The sequence below is a fragment of the Nakamurella multipartita DSM 44233 genome, from assembly GCF_000024365.1.
GTDB classification, from domain to species: Bacteria; Actinomycetota; Actinomycetes; order Mycobacteriales; family Nakamurellaceae; genus Nakamurella; species Nakamurella multipartita.
In genome coordinates this window covers 682863-700713 of sequence record NC_013235.1, presented here as the reverse complement: position 1 = coordinate 700713, position 17851 = coordinate 682863, and the positions used below count along the sequence as shown (strand labels likewise).

16 protein-coding genes are annotated in these 17851 nt (G+C 67.8%); 4 read left to right on the top strand and 12 right to left on the bottom strand.

The features are described from left to right. Positions 1 to 121: 121 nt before the first annotated feature. From NAMU_RS03150 to NAMU_RS03130, 5 genes are all read right to left on the bottom strand, one after another. Positions 122 to 454 (bottom strand): hypothetical protein, encoded by a 333-nt coding sequence (locus NAMU_RS03150; RefSeq protein WP_015745967.1) that lies wholly within the window; start codon positions 452 to 454, stop codon positions 122 to 124. Next, positions 451 to 2019: a replication initiator gene (locus NAMU_RS03145; RefSeq protein ID WP_015745966.1), complete on the bottom strand. Its 1569-nt coding sequence runs from the start codon at positions 2017 to 2019 to the stop codon at positions 451 to 453. Before NAMU_RS03145 ends, NAMU_RS03150 begins: the two co-directional genes overlap by 4 nt. Then, positions 2016 to 3398 (bottom strand): FtsK/SpoIIIE domain-containing protein, encoded by a 1383-nt coding sequence (locus tag NAMU_RS03140; protein ID WP_015745965.1) that lies wholly within the window; start codon positions 3396 to 3398, stop codon positions 2016 to 2018. Before NAMU_RS03140 ends, NAMU_RS03145 begins: the two co-directional genes overlap by 4 nt. Before the next feature lie 2 nt (positions 3399 to 3400). Next, the gene (locus tag NAMU_RS03135; protein WP_015745964.1) at positions 3401 to 3739 is read right to left on the bottom strand and encodes a hypothetical protein; all 339 of its coding nucleotides are present in this window, start codon (positions 3737 to 3739) and stop codon (positions 3401 to 3403) included. A 102-nt stretch (positions 3740 to 3841) separates the two neighbouring features. Continuing rightward, on the bottom strand, positions 3842 to 4627 hold the full coding sequence (locus NAMU_RS03130) for a GntR family transcriptional regulator (RefSeq protein ID WP_015745963.1): 786 nt from the start codon (positions 4625 to 4627) through the stop codon (positions 3842 to 3844). Between the two features lie 65 nt (positions 4628 to 4692). Here NAMU_RS03130 and NAMU_RS03125 point away from each other — a divergent pair, with 65 nt between their 5' ends. Further along, on the top strand, positions 4693 to 5127 hold the full coding sequence (locus NAMU_RS03125; RefSeq protein WP_015745962.1) for an NUDIX hydrolase: 435 nt from the start codon (positions 4693 to 4695) through the stop codon (positions 5125 to 5127). Between the two features lie 17 nt (positions 5128 to 5144). On the opposite strand, the gene NAMU_RS29050 is transcribed toward NAMU_RS03125, so the two are convergent. Continuing rightward, positions 5145 to 6680 (bottom strand): hypothetical protein, encoded by a 1536-nt coding sequence (locus NAMU_RS29050; RefSeq protein ID WP_015745961.1) that lies wholly within the window; start codon positions 6678 to 6680, stop codon positions 5145 to 5147. Positions 6681 to 8090: 1410 nt separating this feature from the next. On the opposite strand from NAMU_RS29050, the gene NAMU_RS03115 reads away from it, so the two are divergent. Further along, positions 8091 to 9280, top strand: a protein-coding gene (locus NAMU_RS03115) for an IS3 family transposase (protein WP_086008617.1) whose coding sequence is annotated in 2 segments (ribosomal slippage) — positions 8091 to 8369 and positions 8372 to 9280 — 1188 coding nt in all. Because the reading frame shifts where the segments join, the coding sequence is not laid out codon by codon here. Between the two features lie 317 nt (positions 9281 to 9597). Here NAMU_RS03115 and NAMU_RS03110 read toward each other — a convergent pair. Continuing rightward, positions 9598 to 10173 carry a TetR/AcrR family transcriptional regulator gene (locus NAMU_RS03110; protein WP_015745959.1) on the bottom strand — a complete coding sequence of 192 codons (576 nt, stop codon included), beginning with the start codon at positions 10171 to 10173 and terminating at the stop codon, positions 9598 to 9600. An 88-nt stretch (positions 10174 to 10261) separates the two neighbouring features. Between NAMU_RS03110 and NAMU_RS03105 the strand changes: the two genes are divergently transcribed. Together NAMU_RS03105 and NAMU_RS03100 are read left to right on the top strand one after the other, a co-directional pair. Continuing rightward, positions 10262 to 10939 (top strand): NADPH-dependent F420 reductase, encoded by a 678-nt coding sequence (locus tag NAMU_RS03105; protein ID WP_015745958.1) that lies wholly within the window; start codon positions 10262 to 10264, stop codon positions 10937 to 10939. 2 nt (positions 10940 to 10941) lie between these two features. Beyond that, entirely contained in the window at positions 10942 to 11922 is a 981-nt protein-coding gene (locus tag NAMU_RS03100) for an SDR family oxidoreductase (RefSeq protein ID WP_015745957.1), read from the top strand. 14 nt (positions 11923 to 11936) lie between these two features. Here the strand turns inward: NAMU_RS03100 and NAMU_RS03095 are convergent, their stop codons facing one another. From NAMU_RS03095 to rph, 5 genes are all read right to left on the bottom strand, one after another. After that, positions 11937 to 12518: a dihydrofolate reductase family protein gene (locus tag NAMU_RS03095; protein WP_015745956.1), complete on the bottom strand. Its 582-nt coding sequence runs from the start codon at positions 12516 to 12518 to the stop codon at positions 11937 to 11939. Between the two features lie 25 nt (positions 12519 to 12543). Then, a complete protein-coding gene (locus NAMU_RS03090) occupies positions 12544 to 12885 on the bottom strand; it encodes a VOC family protein (RefSeq protein ID WP_015745955.1) in 342 nt (113 codons plus the stop codon). Between the two features lie 28 nt (positions 12886 to 12913). After that, positions 12914 to 14227 carry a BtrH N-terminal domain-containing protein gene (locus tag NAMU_RS03085; RefSeq protein ID WP_015745954.1) on the bottom strand — a complete coding sequence of 438 codons (1314 nt, stop codon included), beginning with the start codon at positions 14225 to 14227 and terminating at the stop codon, positions 12914 to 12916. A gap of 260 nt (positions 14228 to 14487) precedes the next feature. Next, positions 14488 to 15240, bottom strand: a complete 753-nt coding sequence (locus tag NAMU_RS03080) for a DUF429 domain-containing protein (protein WP_015745953.1) — start codon at positions 15238 to 15240, stop codon at positions 14488 to 14490. A gap of 43 nt (positions 15241 to 15283) precedes the next feature. Continuing rightward, positions 15284 to 17812 carry a rifamycin-inactivating phosphotransferase gene (rph, locus tag NAMU_RS03075; protein ID WP_015745952.1) on the bottom strand — a complete coding sequence of 843 codons (2529 nt, stop codon included), beginning with the start codon at positions 17810 to 17812 and terminating at the stop codon, positions 15284 to 15286. Positions 17813 to 17851 lie beyond the last annotated feature (39 nt).

Genomic DNA, 17851 nt, shown 5'->3' with positions numbered 1-17851 from the left:
GGCGTCGCCGGTTCCGCCCCGTCGTCCGGTTCGGCCGCCGTCGCGGTCAGTCGGTCGCGGGCCGGCCGTCGGCCAGTCGGCGTGGGCAGATCGAACAGCGCCAACTGCCGGCGCCTGCCACTCATGTCCGGCACCAAATCTCGATGCGGCTGCTGCCGGCCGTGCCGGTCCAGGACCGGTAGCCGTTGATCTCGTCATCCCGCTCGACCAGGCCCAACAGGCCGGCCCACGCTTCGCTGAGCCTCATCCCGGCGGCGGGGTCGTGGTCGTTCGGGCCGCCCGGGAAGCCGATGACGTCGCCGCGGTCGAAGCCGTTGACCTCCCGCAGATACCAGTGCATCGGCCCGCAGCCGTGCCGGCCACCGAAATCGTTCATCGTCGCGGTGATCGCCTCATTCAGCGCCTTGACCAGCACCGACCCGTGCCCGTCCAACGCCAGTCTCGTCACGGTCATGTCCGCGCCTCCTGTCGCAGGAACTCCAACGCCGCCAGATGGTCGGCGTGCTCGTACGCGGCCAGCAGCGCATCCCCCGGGTTCGTGTAACCCAGCCCCAGGAACCGCCACTCACCGACCACCGGAACCGGCTCGTCATCACCGGCGCCGCCGGCCAAGGTCTCGTCGTCCCACAAGCCCGGCTGTGAATCGGGCGCCGGCCACTCCATGTCGTCGGCGTCATCAGGCGCCGCCGGTGCGCACTTCTCGGCCCGGGCGGCGCGCCAGTCGCGGCGGGCCTGCCGCAGGGAGCCGAGGGTGACCGAGAACCGGCGCGACTTGGTCGTGAAGTGCCCGCGGAAGCCGAGCATGTGCACCCACCGCAGCAGACCGTCGTACCCCGGCAGCGCCGAGAGTTGCTCCGCGGCCAGGATCATCGCCGCGACGTGGGGTCGTAACCCGGCCTGCCGGGCGATCAGCGCGGTCCGGACCCTGGAGTCCAGGCCGAAGTCCTCCGCGGCCTTCGTCGCGTACTTCGCGATGTACGCCGCGACCATCCCCGACGTCACCGGACCGGCACCGTCATCGACAACACCGTCGGCGCAGTGCTCGTCGATCCCGTGTCGGAGGGGGCGGATGTCGATCTGGTCGCCGAACCCGAGCTGGACCGCGTGGTCGCCGAGGGTGGCGGTGACCGTGGCGTCGGCGACGGCCTGCCGCACCGCGGCCGTGAACAGCTCGTCGGGGACGGTGACCGGGGCGGGTGGGTAGCCGTCGCCGGTGCCGTCGAGGCGGATGATCGCGTGGAAGTGTACGATCCCGCGTTTCTGGAACTCGGCGACCTTGGCGTAGCTGAGCCGCAGCTGTCGGCCGAACGCGGCCTCGCTCATGCCCAGGCCGGCGGCGAGCCGGCGGCGCAGGGAGATCATGAAGCGGCGCCACAACTCCGGGGAGCGCCAGTTGAACGCGACCGCGGCGAGGTACTGGTAGCAGGCCGGGCAGATCGGTTCCCCCAGCTGTGGATCATCGTCGGCATGAGGATGGGCACAGGTTCGTCCCCGGCCGTGCACGCACAGGTCACCGGCGCGTCCGGTCCGGCCTCCGCTGGCGCTCCGGCCTGCCCTCCCGCGCCCACACGTCGCGCCATGAACCGGACCGAACCCGGGACCGGTCACCGTCAGGAACCACATCGGATGCGACGCGACCTGTTCGGGGACGCCTTTGGTCCCGCCGGCGGTCCCCGCATGCAGCAGATGCCAGACGTCCCCCTTGTACTCCCGGCTGCACGGCGGGCACACCGACCCGCGGCGATTGCCGCAGCGGATCAACAACGCACAGTCCGGTTCCGTCCGCGTCGAGAACAGCACCTCACGACCCGATGCGCCGTCCCGGTAGCGTTGCCCGGCGACCCGGACCGGGCGGTGGCAGAACCCGGCGCCGCGGACCTGCCGCCGCCACGCCCGGAACTCCGGCGACACCAACCGCCGCATCACCTCCCGGGCCGTGGCCTCGTCGACCTGCCCGTCCTGCACCATCACCCGCGCCGCCGGCACCACCACCGCCGACGTCAACACCGCGCCGGTCATTGCGGATCACCGCCATCGACAGCGAGCAAGGCCGGGTCAGCCACAGGGGCGGGGTAGTCGAGGGTCTGGGCGTGGATCTGCTCGTCGGCGACGTAGGCGGCGCGGACCCGCACGGGTTCCCGGATGCCCTCCACGGTCACGTAACCGACGCCGGGCCGGCCGGCCGGGATCCGATCCGCCAGGGCACCCATCTGATGCATCCCGTCGCCCAAGACCATGTCGACCTGACTCGGGGTGTCCAACCGCAAAGCGATCTTCGTGGGGAACAGCGAGCGGAAGCTGACGACCTCCTTCCGCGGATCCTGCGCGGCGGCCAGGACGACGACCGCAGCCGCTCGGCCGCGGGCAAGCAGCGCCGAGATCGCCGCGGTTGCCCGGGTCCGCAGCTTGGTGTGGGGCTCGTACGCGGTCAGGGTGGACAGTTCGTCGACGATCACCAGGACCAACGGTTCATCGACCGTGGGATGGTGCATGCGGGTCACACCGGCCAGCCGGGCGCACCGGGCGTCCATCACCATCACCGCGTCCTCCAACAGCTCGACCATCGCGGCCGTGGTTTCGCAGGCGAACCGGGTGAACAGGGGCCGGCCGAACGCCAGCTCCATCCCGCCCTTCGGGTCGACCGCCCACACCTGCACCACCCCGGAGTGGATCGACCGGGACAGCCCACGTAGGACCGACCAGATGACCGACCCCTTTCCGGCGCCCTGGACCCCGGCGACGAACACGTGCGTGCCCAGCAGCCGCAGCACCCACGGCCGGCCGTCCTCCCGCACCCCGATCTCGATCTGGTCGACCTCGTCAGTGGCCGGGATGGGGCGGGCCGGCAAGATGTCGGCCAGGGCGTCGTCGCGGATCACTTCCAGCCACAGCCGGCCCGGCTTGTCCGCCCACACCCGGGCCAGATGCCCACCCAGCGACGACGCGAGTTCCGGACACGCGCGTTCGTAGTCGGCCAGGGCCTGGCCGGTGACCATCCGCAGCAGCAGCCGGTCAAAAACATCACCGACCTCGACGCGCAGCAGGTCCGGGTGCAGGGTTCGGCCGTCGAGTTCCTTCGTCAGGCCGCACAAGTCGCTGACTCGGGTCCAGTCCCGCCGATACCGCGACCCGGTCTGCGCCCGCCGCAACGGTCGAGAGACCAGCCGGGCGAACAGGTCCGGACGCAGCCCGCGAAGGCCGGCCACGCCGATCAGTGCGAGACCGAGGACCAGGACGCCGACCAGCCAGCCGCCGACCAGCACCACGCCGGTCACGAGCAGAGTGGCGCCGAGCAGCCAGGGCCGGCGCAGCAGCCACCACAGGAGTGCTCCGGCGGCGATGACGGCCGTGACGAGCGATTCCCACAGCTCGTCGACCAGGGACGGTTCGGACGACATGACTATGCCGCCTTCCCATCACCCGATGAGCGGCCGGCGGTCCAGGGCTCGACCCGGCTGGCCTTGAACGACACCCCGTGCCGGTCGCCCATTTCCCACGTCCGCGCCGACAAGTCCCGGAAGCGGACGCGGGTGCCTATCTCGATCCCCGACGGCTGACCCACCACCCGCACCGTCAACTGCTCCGGTCGCTCGCCGGTCAGCACCGCCATCACATCCACGTCGAACAGCGGCACCCCCGACGACTTGTCCAGCACCTGGACCTTCGTCTCGAAATCCATCACCCCCCGGATCCCGCCCACGATGAACGTCATCCCGTCCGTGTCCACCCGAAACTGCATAACTCCTCCACTCGTCTAGAGCTGTACCCGGATGAGTTCGGACAGTAACACTCACCTAGAGGAGTTACAAGAGGTGCCGACAGAGTTGTGGCGGTCGTCAGATCACTTCGCCGGGAACCGGTACTCCAAGACGTACGCAGGCGCAGCCTTCACGGTGTCGCAGACCTCGACGGGAAGCCCCGAGAGGTCGAAAGCGGTTCGCACCAGCGTGATGACGGGCGTTCCGGGAGGCAGTTCGAGTCGGCGGCGTTCGTCGACCGTCGGCATGCGCGCTCCGACCTCCTCGACGAACTCCCCGAGCACGTGGCCCGTCTCTTCCAGCCGCGCATAGATCCCGCCCGGACCTGAGTCAACGGCCTCGATTGCGGTACCTGCACCGACTGACACCGGTATATAGGACACTGCCAGCTCAACCGGACGAGCGTCGGCCAAGTACCTTCGCGACCGTCTGATGACAAGATCCCGAGTGGACATCCTGAGCCGCTCCACCACGAACGAGGGAGCCTCCGAGATCCTGCTGACCTCGATCTGGTCCACCGATGCTTCGTACCCACTGGTCTCGGCCTCTGCGATGAAGGCTGCTTTGCCTGCTTCCCGCTTCCGCCGTGAAAACCGATCCGAGGCGAGCCGGCGAACTGGGGGAGCTGTCCGGACGAAGACCCCACGACCATGCTCGGCGACCACAAGTCCCTCGGCCCGAAGCTCCTGGATCGCCTGGCGGACCGTCATCCGGGCAACCCCGAGCCGCTCCATCAGCACAGACTCGGAAGGCAACTTCGAGCCCGGCGCCGCATCACCCGAGGCGATGGCGGCTCGAAGCGAATCGGCGATCTGCCGGTAGGGAGCACGATCACTGTGCCGATCGATCGCATCGAGCTGGTCGATCATCGCTCCTCCACTCGTCTATTCGTGTCATCATCGCAGGATCAACCCACACGAGGAGAGAGTGGTTCATGCCTGGCACCCAGCCGCACTCTGTATCGGTCGCCGGAGTCGTGCTCAACGATGCCGGCCAGGTGCTCATGGTCAAACGACACGACAACGGACACTGGGAACCCCCGGGCGGGGTCTTGGAACTCGAAGAAACCTTCGAACAGGGCGTCTATCGCGAGGTACTGGAAGAGACCGGCATCCGAGTCTCGGTAGGTCCCCTCACCGGCGTCTACAAGAACATGACCAGGGGGATCGTCGCCCTCGTCTTCAGGTGCGCTGTCGAGGCCGGCCAAGCGCGAATCAGCGACGAAGCAACCGAGGTTGCCTGGCTAGAGCCCGCCGACGCCCTGGCTCGCATGACCCCGGCCTACGCCGTGCGTGTCAACGACGCCTTGCCGGGTAGCGACATCCCGCACGTCCGGGTCCACGACGGAACCCACCTGGTTGCTTCGTGAGGACTTTCTCTACTCTTTCAAGACATGTCACCGGACAAGCGAAGGCGCCCCTCTTGCCACTTGTCGAATCCGAGAACCAGGAAGGCTACGGCCGCACTCGACAGGATGCCTGCGAGAAATAGGCCCCGGTCTGTTGCCTGCTTCGTCGCGTCGGTGGTAACCGTATACGAAGGACTTAACGATGAGATGCCAGTCCCTATTCGTTCCGACTTATCCTGCGCGGTTGAATTCGGATCCCTCAGCTTCGATTCCCAAACCAGCTTTGCTGGATCTGCAAGAACGGGCTGCGATTCGACATGGCCCTCCAAGCCGACTCTGGCGTCAATTCCGACCGATGCAGTCAAGTCCGAAGGGGTCCTCACGATGGCGCCGCTGCCCCCTTGGACGACCAGGCAACTCGACCCGTAGTCCGCGCTCACTGTCGGGAGAGAGACGAACGAGTTGGTGCGCAGATCCGAATACCACGAAAATTCTCCCGTAACGCCAATGTCGACACTGACCGTCCCATGTGGCTCTATATTGAATTTTGCTAGAGCAACCTGTGAGTAGCGGGAGTCCTTGGTGTAGTCTGATGTCTCAAGTTGAGAAACGCCGCTGTCATCGCAGCTCTTGGGATGTGCGATCAATACGGAATCGCTAAAACGGCCCTGATACCCTTCAATTTGAGAAACCATGCGCATTTTCCCCGAGGCCAGTACATCAACGTCGAACGAGATCTTCTCTTCTGTCGGGTTCTGTGCTTGTATAGTAACGACCGCGGCCCCAACGGGGCGGTCGACAGAAGTCGTCGACCAGCCGTCAATCTCGTGCTTGGAACTCAAGTTGTTCACCGACACACCTCTTAGAATTTCAACTCGAGCAACCACCGGCACGTCTGTTCGGCCAGTCAATACAGTAATCGACCCTGCGCTTGAGGATCGGGGTGGAGAACTACTGCTTCGCTCGAAGAGAAGGACTCCGAGGCCCGCACAGGTGCTCGACGCGATGATCATGATCATCACCACCACTTGACTCTGCTTTAGGTCCTTTCTTGATTCCGCGATAGGCCGGTGCCCGTCAACCAACGTTTTCCAGGCCCACTCGACGAACAACCCGCCGGTCAGGGCCGCGAAAGTCGTGCCCAAGTGCGTAAACCAAGTGGCGGTGCTGCCAAGCTCCCAAGGAAGTACGTCGTGAGCCAGATAGCAGAAGACGATGGCGGAGGCGCACCCGGCAGCGGCGCGGGCGCAGCAAAGTGGCAGAAATGCAACCGTCGTAGACTTCCATCCAACGCCATCGAAGGTTCCGAGATCGAATAACGAAAGGACGATTGCCCCGGCGATCATGGACACTGCGAGTATTACTCCGGCGACCGGAAACTGCTGTGACTGAACTGATAGAGCGAACGAATTCCATGCCTTTCCGATAACGCCGAGCACGCCGAAGGTTGCGACAATAGCCAGGAGGTTCGCGCAAATAACTATGGCGACGGTTGCGGCGCTCGCATGGTCTGCCGCTGTCGTCGTATCTGGATCTCCACTGTTACCGGGGCCCAAACTGGCGGCAGCTGTCATTGCGCGAATCCCGCTCCTGGCCGAGGTTGGAATTGCCTAATTGCTCCAGGGTATAGAGTTCGGCATATCACTGAATAGGCAGCCAACTTAGCCCGTGGGTAGTTGTCTTCGCGTCGCGCTCGCATACTCCTAAACCCCCAATAGAAATACTTTCCGATCCGGGACGGCAGCCGGTCGCCGTGAGTGAGCTTTAAGGCTTGAGGCATCATACTGGTCCGGTCCTGATCCCCGCATACCCGAGCCCCCTAAGACCGCACCCATGGTCTGTGACTAGACCCAGAGCTTGTTGGCTGGTAACAAGCACCCAGCGCACAACTCTGCGGGACGTGTCAAACCCCGTTGCCGCACATAGCTTCCGTATCTTGGCAGCAACTGGGGGGGGTCACGGGCTGCCACAGCAGCGGTGGCGCCCACGGGCGACGACGCGAGCACCGAGAAGTCACCGCGACCAACGCCGACTTCCGACGAATCGCGGCGGTCCTCGACGTCGCCACGAGCGAGGATGACGGAAAAGACGTTCACCCTGTCGGGTGATCCGCGTTCGCATCGAAGAGCACCGGCCCGAGGTTTCGATGCCCGCACCGAGCCGCATCCAGCCAGGGACGACCGGGCCCCGTTGCAACGAGTGACGGAAGCGGGCGTCCATGCTGATTGAGGAAGTGGTGAGAGCCGACTGAATACGTCACATATGGCGTGGCCTACCCGCCCGGTTCCCCCCACGGTTCCCCGGTCGAGGTACGACAGCCCACCCAATCGAGGGAATGCCTCAACGGGGCTCGACGGTGTTCACTTGGACATAGCATCAACCGAGGGGGCGTTGTCGTGTACCACCAGCCGGCCATTCCAGCTCCCCACGGGATCTCTCCCAGCGGCGTGCGAACCTGGAAGATCGGCGGAGTCGTTATCGGCATCGTCGCAGGTGCTGCGCCCTTGCTGCTCCAGCTCTCCTCACGGCGAGGAACACCCGTCCTCGGTGTAGGGATAATTCTCGATATCGTTGTGAACGCTGCGCTCTGGCTATTGCTTTACTGGGCGATCTTTGGCATTGCGAACGCCATGGTCAAGAGGAAAAACGCAGCTCAGGACCGCCGCAACTGGGAATGGCGGGCCCAGCAGTACGCCCAGTGGCAGGCCAGCCAACAATTCGCAGCATGGCAGGCGCAACAGCGACACCCACAAACTCAGGAGCGGGTGTATGTCGATCCTAGATACGCAGGATGGCCGCACGCGACTCCACCGGCCACACATAGGACCAACGGTCGGACGCGCGGATTCTAACCGCCCCGGCGGCTCATCGTCGCTGGTCTCACCCCGCTGCACCAAGGCCTCGTCGTCTCAGTTCGGGTCTGCCCCGAGTTCAGTTGACACCTGACCTCTGAGGTTTCGGCCTCAGACGGAAGGATGTCTTTCGTGGCTAAGCCCTATCCCAAGGAGTTCCGCGACGACGTCGTGGCCGTGGCCCGCAAGGGCCAGGCGACGCTGACGCAGATCGCGAAGGACTTCGGCATCTCCGAAGGCTCGCTCGCGAACTGGATGAAGCAGGCCGACATCGAGGACGGTCGCCGTCCCGGTCTCACCGACGTCGACCGTGCTGAGCTTCGCGAGTTGAAGAAGCGCAACCGCCTCCTCGAGCAGGAGAACGAGGTCCTGCGTAGGGCAGCGGCCTACCTGTCGCAGGCGAACCTGCCGGGAAAATAGTCTTCCCGCTCGTCCGAGAGATGGCTGCGACCGGCGCCCCGATCAGGGTGCCGGTCGCGGTGACGTTGCGGGTGCTCGGCCTTTCGCGGGCCGGGTACTACAAGTGGCTCAGCGACCCCGTATGCCAGCGGGACTACGACGACGCCCACCTCATCGACAAGCTCTACGACCTCCATGGCGACGATGCGACGTTGGGCTACAGGTTCCTCACCGACGAGCTCGAAGACGAGCACGGCATCCAGGTCGGGGAGAACCGGGTGCACCGCCTGTGCCGCATCGCCGGCATCACTGCCAGCCACCACAAGAAGCGCTCCAAGACCGGCTCGACCGGCCCCGCGCCACACGACGACCTCCTCGCGGTCGTCGACGAGCACGGCGTCGTACGTCACGAGTTCCTCGCCGACGCCCCGAACAAGGTGTGGCTGTGGGACATTTCTGAGCACCCCACCCGCGAAGGCAAGCTCTACATCTGCGCGATCAAGGACGTGTGGTCGAACAAGATCGTGGGCTACTCCATCGACTCCCGGATGAAGTCGTCCCTGGCGCGGGCCGCGATGCGCAACGCGATCGCGCTCCGCAGCCCGGCCGGGACAGTCTGTCACTCCGACCGAGGCGGTCAGTTTCGTGCCAAGCGGACCCAGCGGCTGCTGGCGAACAACGACCTGGTGGGGTCGATGGGCCGCTCCCACGGCGCCGGCGACAACGCCAGCATGGAGAGCTTCTTTTCCCTGCTGCAGAAGAACGTCCTGAACACCCGCCGTTGGGACACCCGCGACGACCTCCGCCTCGCGATCGTCACCTGGATCGAAACCAAGTACAACCGACGACGCCGCCAGCGGGCCCTCGGCAAGCTCACCCCGGTCGAGTTTGAGATGATCTACAAGGCCGCAGAAGCGGCCTGACTAATGCAAACCCCGAGTGTCAACCAGACCGGGGGCAGACCCTTCTAGTCTCAGTTATCTCTGTTCGCGGCTGTCCACGCAGGTCTTTCAGTAATAGTTCTGCCTGGTCAGGGCCTATGAGGACCGCCAGCAGACATGCGTTCGCCGACTTGGAAAGCGTGTTGGGTTAACGCCCTCGGGGGTTCGAATCCCCCATCCTCCGCCCCTGTGACCAGCGCAGACGCACGTTCGCGCTACGTCTGCCCACCGCCACTATGGTCCGCGGCCGTTGGCGTGGGCGGGGGATGGCCAAGCCGTCTCTGTCAGGCACCGAACGGTCACGCTGCTGGGGCGAGCGCTGCGGCGATCAGAGCGCGGGCCGCCTGCTGCGCAGCGCGCGGGGCCTCGGGATCCGCGGCGAGCGCCCCGTCCGCAAGGCCACCGTCGAGCAACAGCGCCAATGACCTCGCCAGCGTGTCCGGATCGTCGGCACCTGCCCGTGCGGTCAGGTCGCGCAACCAGGCGAGCACGGCCCGCTTGTGCGCGACGGTGCGCACGTGCACGGGCGTGCCGGGCACGGCCTCCGCGGCAGCGTTGATGAATGCGCAGCCCCGGTAGCCGTCCCGGCGGCAGGCCGTTCCCAGGGCGTCGAAGAGCCCGACCAACTGGTCCGCGGGGTTGGAGCCGGCGGCTTCGGCGGCCGCCTGGAGCTGACCGGTCCAGATCCCGTCCACCTTGTCGAGGTAGGCGAGCACGAGCTCGTCCTTGGCCGGGAAGTGCTTGTAGAAGGTCGCCTTGGCGACGCCGGACTCAGCGATGATCAGGTCCACACCGACCGCTCGGATACCACGGGCATAGAACAGGCGGAAGGCTGTCTCGAGGATGCGTTCGCGGGCGGGAGAGGCGGTCACCACTTGATGGTAGACAGATCTGTCTGCTACTGTCCATGGGATCGGCAGACAGACCTGTCTACGGTCTCGGAACCCTCTCGAAGGGCATCTCATGAAGATCGCAGTTCTCGGTACCGGCATGGTCGGGAAGGCGATCGCCGGCCGTCTGCACGAGCTCGGCCACACCGTGGTGATCGGCACCCGCGATCCCGCGGCCACCCTCGCCCGAACCGAGCCCGACGGCATGGGCAACCCGCCGTTCTCGGCCTGGCGCGCGGCTCACGAGAGCGTGGCCGTCGCCACTCTCGCCGATGCAGCGGCGAGCGCCGAGCTTGTGGTCAACGCCTCCTCGGGCGCGGTCTCGCTCGACCTTCTCGGCCTCGCCGGAGCAGACAACCTGGCCGGCAAGGTGCTGGTCGACATCGCCAACCCGCTGGACTTCTCCCACGGGTTCCCGCCCACCCTGTTCGTCAAGGACACCGACTCCCTGGGCGAGCAGATCCAGCGCGCCTTCCCCGAGACCAAGGTCGTCAAGACCCTCAACACGCTGAACGCCTCGTTGATGGTCGACCCGAAGTCGCTCGGTGAGTCCTCGTCGATTTTCGTCTCCGGCAACGATTCTCAAGCCAAGGCCACCGTGGTTTCTCTCCTCCAGTCCTTCGGGCACGACGACGTCATCGACCTCGGCCCGCTCGAGACCGCGCGGGGTACCGAGATGCTGCTACCCATCTGGTTGCGGCTGATGGGCACCCTGGGCACCGGCACGTTCAACTTCAAGATCGTCCGCTGACGATGAACGCCCGCGACCTCATGGGCGGCAAGACCGTGCTGGTCACCGGCGGCACCGGCGGGATCGGGCTGGCCGCAGCCACCGGTCTCGCCGGACTCCGCGCCCGCGTGGGGATCGTGGGCCGCTCGGCCGCCCGAGGCGCGGCCGCGGCAGACGCCGTACGAAGCAAGGTGCCCTCGGCGCAGGTGGACGTCTTCGAGGCGGACCTGTCCGCCCAGTCCGAGGTACGGCGCCTGGCCGCTGAGGTCAAGGCGACCTACTCGCGGCTGGACGTGCTGGTGAACAACGCAGGCGGCTACTGGTCGCACCGTCACGTCACCGCGGACGGCCTCGAGCACACCTTCGCGCTCAACCACCTCGCCCCATTCCTGCTCACCCACGAGCTGCACGACCTGCTCGTCGCCAGCGCTCCCGCTCGGGTGGTGACCGTGTCCTCGGGGGCGCAGGCCATGGGGCGGATCGACTTCGACGACCTTCAGGGCGAGCGGTCCTACAACGGCCAGCGTGCCTACAACCAATCCAAACTCGCGAACGTGCTGTTCACCTATGAGCTGGCCCGCCGGCTCGAAGGCACCGGCGTGACCGCGACCGTGCTGCACCCGGGCGTGGTGCGCACCTCCTTCGGCCAGGAAGACAGCGATCGATGGATGCGGCTGGTGCTCCCCCTGGTGAGGCCCTTCATGAAGACCCCCGACCAGGGGGCCGCGACCCCGATTTACCTGGCGAGCTCCCCCGAGGTCGACGGCGTGAGCGGTGCCTACTTCGCCCACCAACGGACGAAAAAGTCGTCAAAGGGCCAGCTACGACCGCGACCTGGCCCACCGGCTCTGGGAGGTCAGCACCTCGCTCGTGGGCATCCACCAGGCCAACAACCCCGAGCACGACGCCAAGGATCAGACATGAAGCTCGGGCGCCCACCTGGGAGGGTCACCGTGCAGCAGGTCAGCGGTCGATCCGTCGATATCTGTGCCCAGCTGACCTGATTGGATCAACTCGATCAGCGGCGCACCCGATAACGCAGGTGCAGCACCCGATTCCCCGAAATCACCACGTCGGGATCCTCCAGCAGGTGTGGCGCGTCGACCGACCCGAAGAAGCGTTTCCCGGAGCCGAAGACTACGGGGACCACGTCCATCCGCACCTCGTCGATCAGTCCGGCGGCCAGCACCTGGCCACCGACGTCACCGGCGGCGACCTCCACCGTGCGCTCACCCGCCAGTTCCTGCGCGGAGGCCAGGGCTGACTCGACGTCGCCGACGAAATGAAACGGCGCCTCGGGATCCCAGCCCTCGGGCGCTGGCCGGTGCGTCACGACCACCACGTGATCGATCCCGCTCGGGGGCTGACCGTCCCAGCCATCGGTCAGGTCGAAGACGTGCCGGCCGACGACGGTCACGCCGATCTCGTCCCAGTACGGACGGACGTAGTCGTAGGACGTCTGCGACACCTTCAACGCGCCGCTGTCGTCCAGCGGCACGTCACCGCTGACCAACCAGTCGAACAGTGGCCCGGGCTGGTCGTTCTCGTCGGCGATGAACCCGTCCACCGACACCGAGCTGTACATCACTACCTTGCCCATCGGGCACCCCTTTCCGGGAAGGCGACTAAACCGACCCGACGTCCCCGCCGATGCCGATCTCGTTGCCGTCAGCGTCGTGGAAGACGTATTTCCAAACGTTGTCGTGCTTCTCGATCTCGTCCGGTTCCAGGCCCCGCTCGGCGATCCTGGCGATCTCGGCCGCGGGGTCGTCCAACCAGATCATGCACACGGCCCCGCCGGCCCGCTGATGATCTTCGATGATGTAGACGTAACGATCGTCGGCCAGCTGCCAGACCGCCTCGATGTCGTTGGGGTAGAAGCTCGGTTCGCTGCCCAGCAGTCGCCGGTACCACTGGACCGCACTCGGGTAGTCGCGGACCGCAATGCCCGCGAAAATGCCGACCACGCCGTTCTCCTCCATCCGGACGGATTCGTTACTCAGCAACCACGGCGCCCAGGCACTGCACGGCGGCGGACTCGGCGGCGACGATCGCGGCGAGCTGCCCGCTCATCGCCGCCAGGACACCGCGGACCTCGTCCTCCGACAGGGCGGGCGCATCGGCGTGCTCGGCCCGCAGGGCCCACAGTTCGTCCGCCGCGGCGGCCCGTTCGCCGGCCGCCGCATCGCCCTCGGCGACGGCGCCGGTGATCGTGGCCGTGAGTTCGCGCACCCGGCCGATCGCGGGAACGGTGACCGGCAGCGCGGTCTCGGCCAGGTCGTGCCAGCGGTCGGCGATCGCCCGCCAGCGCTGCGCCTCGGCACTCAGGGCCGGCTGGTCCAGCACGGCGGCGGCCTCGTCCAGCCCGTCGGCGAACACTCCCCGCAGGTGCCCGCCGGTCATCCCGGCCGGTTCGATCGCTTCCCACACGCCGGTCAGGGCCCGCAGCAGGCCACGGCGGTCGGCGAACACTGTCGGCCATCCTTTCGCGGCTCGTGGGTCGATCAGCAGCTTGGACCACTTGCGCCAGGCCGGCAGCGCGAACGAGGTGGACGTGCCGCCGAGCTGTTCGACGGTCGCCATCAGGCCGCCGCGCACGGCCGCGCGCAACCGGTCCGCGGGGACGACGACATCCCGCGAGCGGACGAGCAGCATCGCGTTCTTGTAGCTGCCGACCCTGGCCCGGGCCCGGTCGAGGTCGGCCGTCGCGACCGTCAGCGGGGCGGCGTTGCGATCGTCAACGTGCACCCGGCCATCCGCCACGGCGTAGGCGACCACGGGGTGGCCACCGTGCCCGTCCAGGAACGGCGGCAGGTTCCAGTAGCCGAGGTGGAAGCGGTCCGGCCAGATGATCGCGGGATCGCCGGCGGCGAGGGTCGAGGCGAGCGCGGCCGCCGCGCCGACCGCTCCCCCGGTCCGGGACCAGGCGACGTCCAACCCCAGCCGGTCCACAGTGTTGGCGAGCCGCCGGTCGTAGTACTGCCAGGAGTGGCTGAAACCGAGGACGACGATGCGGCTGTCGTCGTGCGCGAACTCCCACAGGATGTACCCGGCCCCGAGCCCGCCCCCGACCACCAGCAGCAGGGGCTCGGTCAGCGGCCCATCGGGCCCGGTGACCCGGCGGTGGGCCAGCACGCCGGCCAGCGCCGCGGCGTCCGGGTCGGTGCCCCCACGCAGGGTCCACCCGGCGTCCACGACGGGGCCGCCCGCCGTCGTGCCGAGAACCTGCGCACGGGCGACGGAGTAGCGCTCCCCGGTGCGAGCCATCCGGGCCCGGATGCGGGATTTGAGCTGCTTGGCGACAGTCACGGTCGAACCTTCCCGGCTGCGTCCGCGGCCGGCGGCTCCACGCACCGCCCGCCGCGCAGCCAGGATCGTCCGGACAGGTCTGGCCGAGCAGCGCCTCGAGGCTCTCGAAGTCCCCTTTGCCCCGCGGTGCCGGCCCGCGTGGAGAGCCGGTCTGGGGTTGGGCGGGAGGCCCGCCCGTGATCAGCTTAACGGGCCGGCGGCGAGCCGAGAAGGACCTGACCGACGCGATCTGGGAGCTCGTTCTGCGGTGGGTGGGCTGGCTAGTGCGGGTCGAGCAGTCCGTTCAGCGGGGTGGTCGGAAGCGCGATCCAGCCCTCCCGGGCGGCCAGCTCCTCGTCAGCAGGGTCCGGCCGACCCACCGCACCGATGGCCGCCGCCCGGGCCACGAAGGCGGCGATGACCGCGTCGAACGCGTCGTCGGAGTGCCGGAGCCGGTCCACCTGATCCACCGACATTTCGAGCCAGGGCGCGTCGTCCACCAGGGCCTGCACCAACTGGTGGCGCTGGTCGGTGTGCGAGTTGCCCTTGTAGACCCGCCAGGCCAGTCCCCAGTAGTGCAGGGCGCCCGCCGGATACACCTCGACCACGACGCCGCGACCCGCGCGGTCCACGTCGTGGCCGTCCTGGGCCAGCGCCGCGAGCAGGCCGGCGGCGCGCATCGCGGCGTGCGCGATGCGGTCCGCGGACACGCTCAACGGGCGGTAGCCGGCCCGGTTGAGCACCAGATCGGTCCGCCGGTAAGCGATCGAGCGGCGGAGCTCGGTCGAGCGGAATTCGTGCGGTGCCACCGAGCCACGCTCGTGGCGATGGACGAAGTCGACGAACGGGGCCGGCCACCCCAGCGGGCAGTCGATGCCGGTCTTGGCCGCCGACCGCACCGCCTCGATGATCGCCTCGTCCTCGGCCCGCTCGTGCACGGTCAGCAGGCGGGCGCCGGCGCCGTTCACCCATTCCACCCGGGCGATCGCCGTCTTCGCCGGGGACGCGGCCAGATCGACCCCCGCCGTGATCATGCCGGCCTCGGATCGAGTGCACCCACCGGCCGCAGCCACTGGATCACGACAGCACCTGCACCCACCCGTCGGTCCCGTTGACCCGGATCCGCTGCCCGTCGGTGATGAGCCGGGTGGCATCGACCACCCCCACGACGGCCGGCAGCCCGTACTCGCGGGCGATGACGGCGCCGTGCGTCATCAGGCCGCCGACCTCGGTGATCAGTCCGGCGATGGTGACGAACAACGGTGTCCAGCTGGGGTCGGTGGCCGTGGTGATCAAGATGTCGCCGGGGTCAAGGTCGGCGTCGGCCATGTCCAGCACGACCCGGGCCCGGCCTTCGACGGTGCCGGCCGACACCGGCAGGCCGGCCAGGGCGCCGGCGGGCACGTCGTCGCGGCGATACCGGCCGGTGACGGCCTCGCCGTCCGAGGTGAGCACACGGGGCGGGGTCAGTGTCTGGTACGACTCGAACTCGCTGCGGCGCCGGTCGAGCAGCGCCCGGTCGACCGATCCCGTGCGGGCCACGGTCTGCAGCTCGGGGAAGGTGAGGAAGAAGACGTCCGCCGGTTCGGCCAGCACGCCGGCCCGGGTGAGCCGATCGGCCTCGCGCAGCAGCGCCTCCTTGTAGACGAAGTAGCGACTGACCATGCCGTACTTGGGGTATTCGCGGTACCCGATGAACGTCCGCACCCGGTCGATCATCAGCTTCATCTCCTCGGCCGCAGCCGCCCCGCCCGGCCGAACCCGCACCCGCTCAAGGACCTGCTGCTCCTTGGCCCGCGCCGCCTGCCGCCCGCGCTCGACCCGCCGGGCGGCCTCCCCCGGCTCGAAGTTCTTCAGATTGCTCAGGATCACCGGCACCAGGGCGCCGGGCTGCTCGCTCCACCGCGGCCGGGTGATGTCGATTTCACCGACACACCGCATGCCGTAACGATCCAGCCACTCCACGATGGCCGCCCGGGCCGGCCCACCGCCCGGCACCGCGGTGAGCCGGTCGAGAACGTCGCCGGCCGGCGACGTTTCCAGCAACGCGATCACCGCGGGATGTGGGCGGATCGCGTCGGCGACATCCAGCAGCGCCAGCCCCATCTCGGAGGTGACGTTGTGCGGCACGGATTGGGTCAGGATGTCGGCCACGTTCTTCTCGCCCAGCCAGTTCTGCCCGTGCTCATTGAGCCACCAAGCGGCCTGCATGGCCGTCATGAACGCCTGATGGCTCTGCCGGTCGAACAGGATCCGCCGCAGCTCCTGCAGATCCGCCTGGATGAAGTCGAGCAGCTCCGGGCCGGTGAACGGCTGGATCTCGCGTTCCGCGGTGGCGATGGACGCCTGGGTGCGCGCGATCAGCTCGGTGACCAGCCCCGGATCCGGGTCCAGCATCGGCACCTCACCGCCGGGAAGTGGCTCGGGAGCGGCATCGTCGGGCCGCAGAGGGATGAAGCCGTCGCGTTCCAGGACCGAACGCAGCGCGTCGCCGGTCAGCGGGTCCGAGCGGCCGATCGCCGCCAGCATCGCCGCCCGGCCGGCCGGGGTGCCCACCCGGCGGGTCACGTCGACGAACAGCCGCCCGCCGGCCTCGGCCATCGGCGCGGGCGTCGTCATCTGCCAGAACGACAACCCCAGCGGCCGCATCGCCTCCGTCATCATCTGCTGGTGGCCCACCGACAGGTAGACGTGGTTGTCCTCGTCGTCGGCCGGCGGGATCGGGAACAGGGTGGTGATCGGGCGGCTCTGCACGAACTGGAACTCGTTGTCCGCCAGGCACCATTCGATGTCCTGCGGGCGACCGAAATGCGCCTCGATCCGCCGGCCCCACTCGGCGAGCCGCCGGACCTGATCATCCGTCAGCACCGGGCCCACGGAAGAGACTGTGCGGTCGACGATCTGCCCGTCGCGCAACCGGTACACCTCACCGTTCACCCGGCCGGCAACCAGCGCCTCACCGAGACCGGCCGCGGCCTCCACGCAGACGATCCGGCGGTTGCCGGTGATCGGGTCGGCGGTGAACATGACGCCGGCCGCCCGGGCCGGCACCATCCGCTGGACCACCACCGCCATTCGCACGGCCCGGTGGTCGATGGCGCGACGCTGCCGGTAGGCGACAGCCCGTTCGGTGAACAGCGAGGCCCAGCACCGGACGAGGTGCCGCTCGATGGACGCCGCGCCCACCACGTCCAGGAAGCTGTCCTGCTGGCCGGCGAACGAGGCCGTCGGCAGATCCTCGGCGGTCGCGCTTGACCGCACCGCGTAGGCGGCCTGCACGCCCAGGGCCGCCACCGCCGCCTCGATCGCCGCCGCGAGATCCGCCGGCAGAACGATGTTCTCGATGCGGCGCCGGATCTCGGCGGTCAGCGGCCCGATCGCCGCGCGGTCGGCGGGATCCAGACCGGCCAACCGGTCGAGCCACCCGTCGATCCACGGCTCCCGTTCCAGCACCTGCCGAAAGGCCGTCGTCGTCACGCAGAATCCGTCGGGCACCTCGACCCCGTCGATCCGCATCAGCTCGCCCAGATTCGCACCCTTGCCGCCGACCAGCGCAGCCCACCCCTGGTCGACCTCGTCCAGTCCCACCACCCACTGCTCGCGCACCCGCGCCACCTCCGGTCGCCGATTCTGCGGGCCCACCCG

Coding starts and splice junctions, on each gene's coding strand:
- NAMU_RS03135 (WP_015745964.1), bottom strand. CDS start 3,739: ATGCAGTTTCGGGTGGACACGGACGGGATGACGTTCATCGTGGGCGGG.
- NAMU_RS03140 (WP_015745965.1), bottom strand. CDS start 3,398: ATGTCGTCCGAACCGTCCCTGGTCGACGAGCTGTGGGAATCGCTCGTC.
- NAMU_RS29050 (WP_015745961.1), bottom strand. CDS start 6,680: ATGACAGCTGCCGCCAGTTTGGGCCCCGGTAACAGTGGAGATCCAGAT.
- NAMU_RS03125 (WP_015745962.1), top strand. CDS start 4,693: ATGCCTGGCACCCAGCCGCACTCTGTATCGGTCGCCGGAGTCGTGCTC.
- NAMU_RS03080 (WP_015745953.1), bottom strand. CDS start 15,240: ATGATCACGGCGGGGGTCGATCTGGCCGCGTCCCCGGCGAAGACGGCG.
- NAMU_RS03105 (WP_015745958.1), top strand. CDS start 10,262: ATGAAGATCGCAGTTCTCGGTACCGGCATGGTCGGGAAGGCGATCGCC.
- NAMU_RS03150 (WP_015745967.1), bottom strand. CDS start 454: ATGACCGTGACGAGACTGGCGTTGGACGGGCACGGGTCGGTGCTGGTC.
- NAMU_RS03130 (WP_015745963.1), bottom strand. CDS start 4,627: ATGATCGACCAGCTCGATGCGATCGATCGGCACAGTGATCGTGCTCCC.
- NAMU_RS03145 (WP_015745966.1), bottom strand. CDS start 2,019: ATGACCGGCGCGGTGTTGACGTCGGCGGTGGTGGTGCCGGCGGCGCGG.
- NAMU_RS03100 (WP_015745957.1), top strand. CDS start 10,942: ATGAACGCCCGCGACCTCATGGGCGGCAAGACCGTGCTGGTCACCGGC.
- NAMU_RS03095 (WP_015745956.1), bottom strand. CDS start 12,518: ATGGGCAAGGTAGTGATGTACAGCTCGGTGTCGGTGGACGGGTTCATC.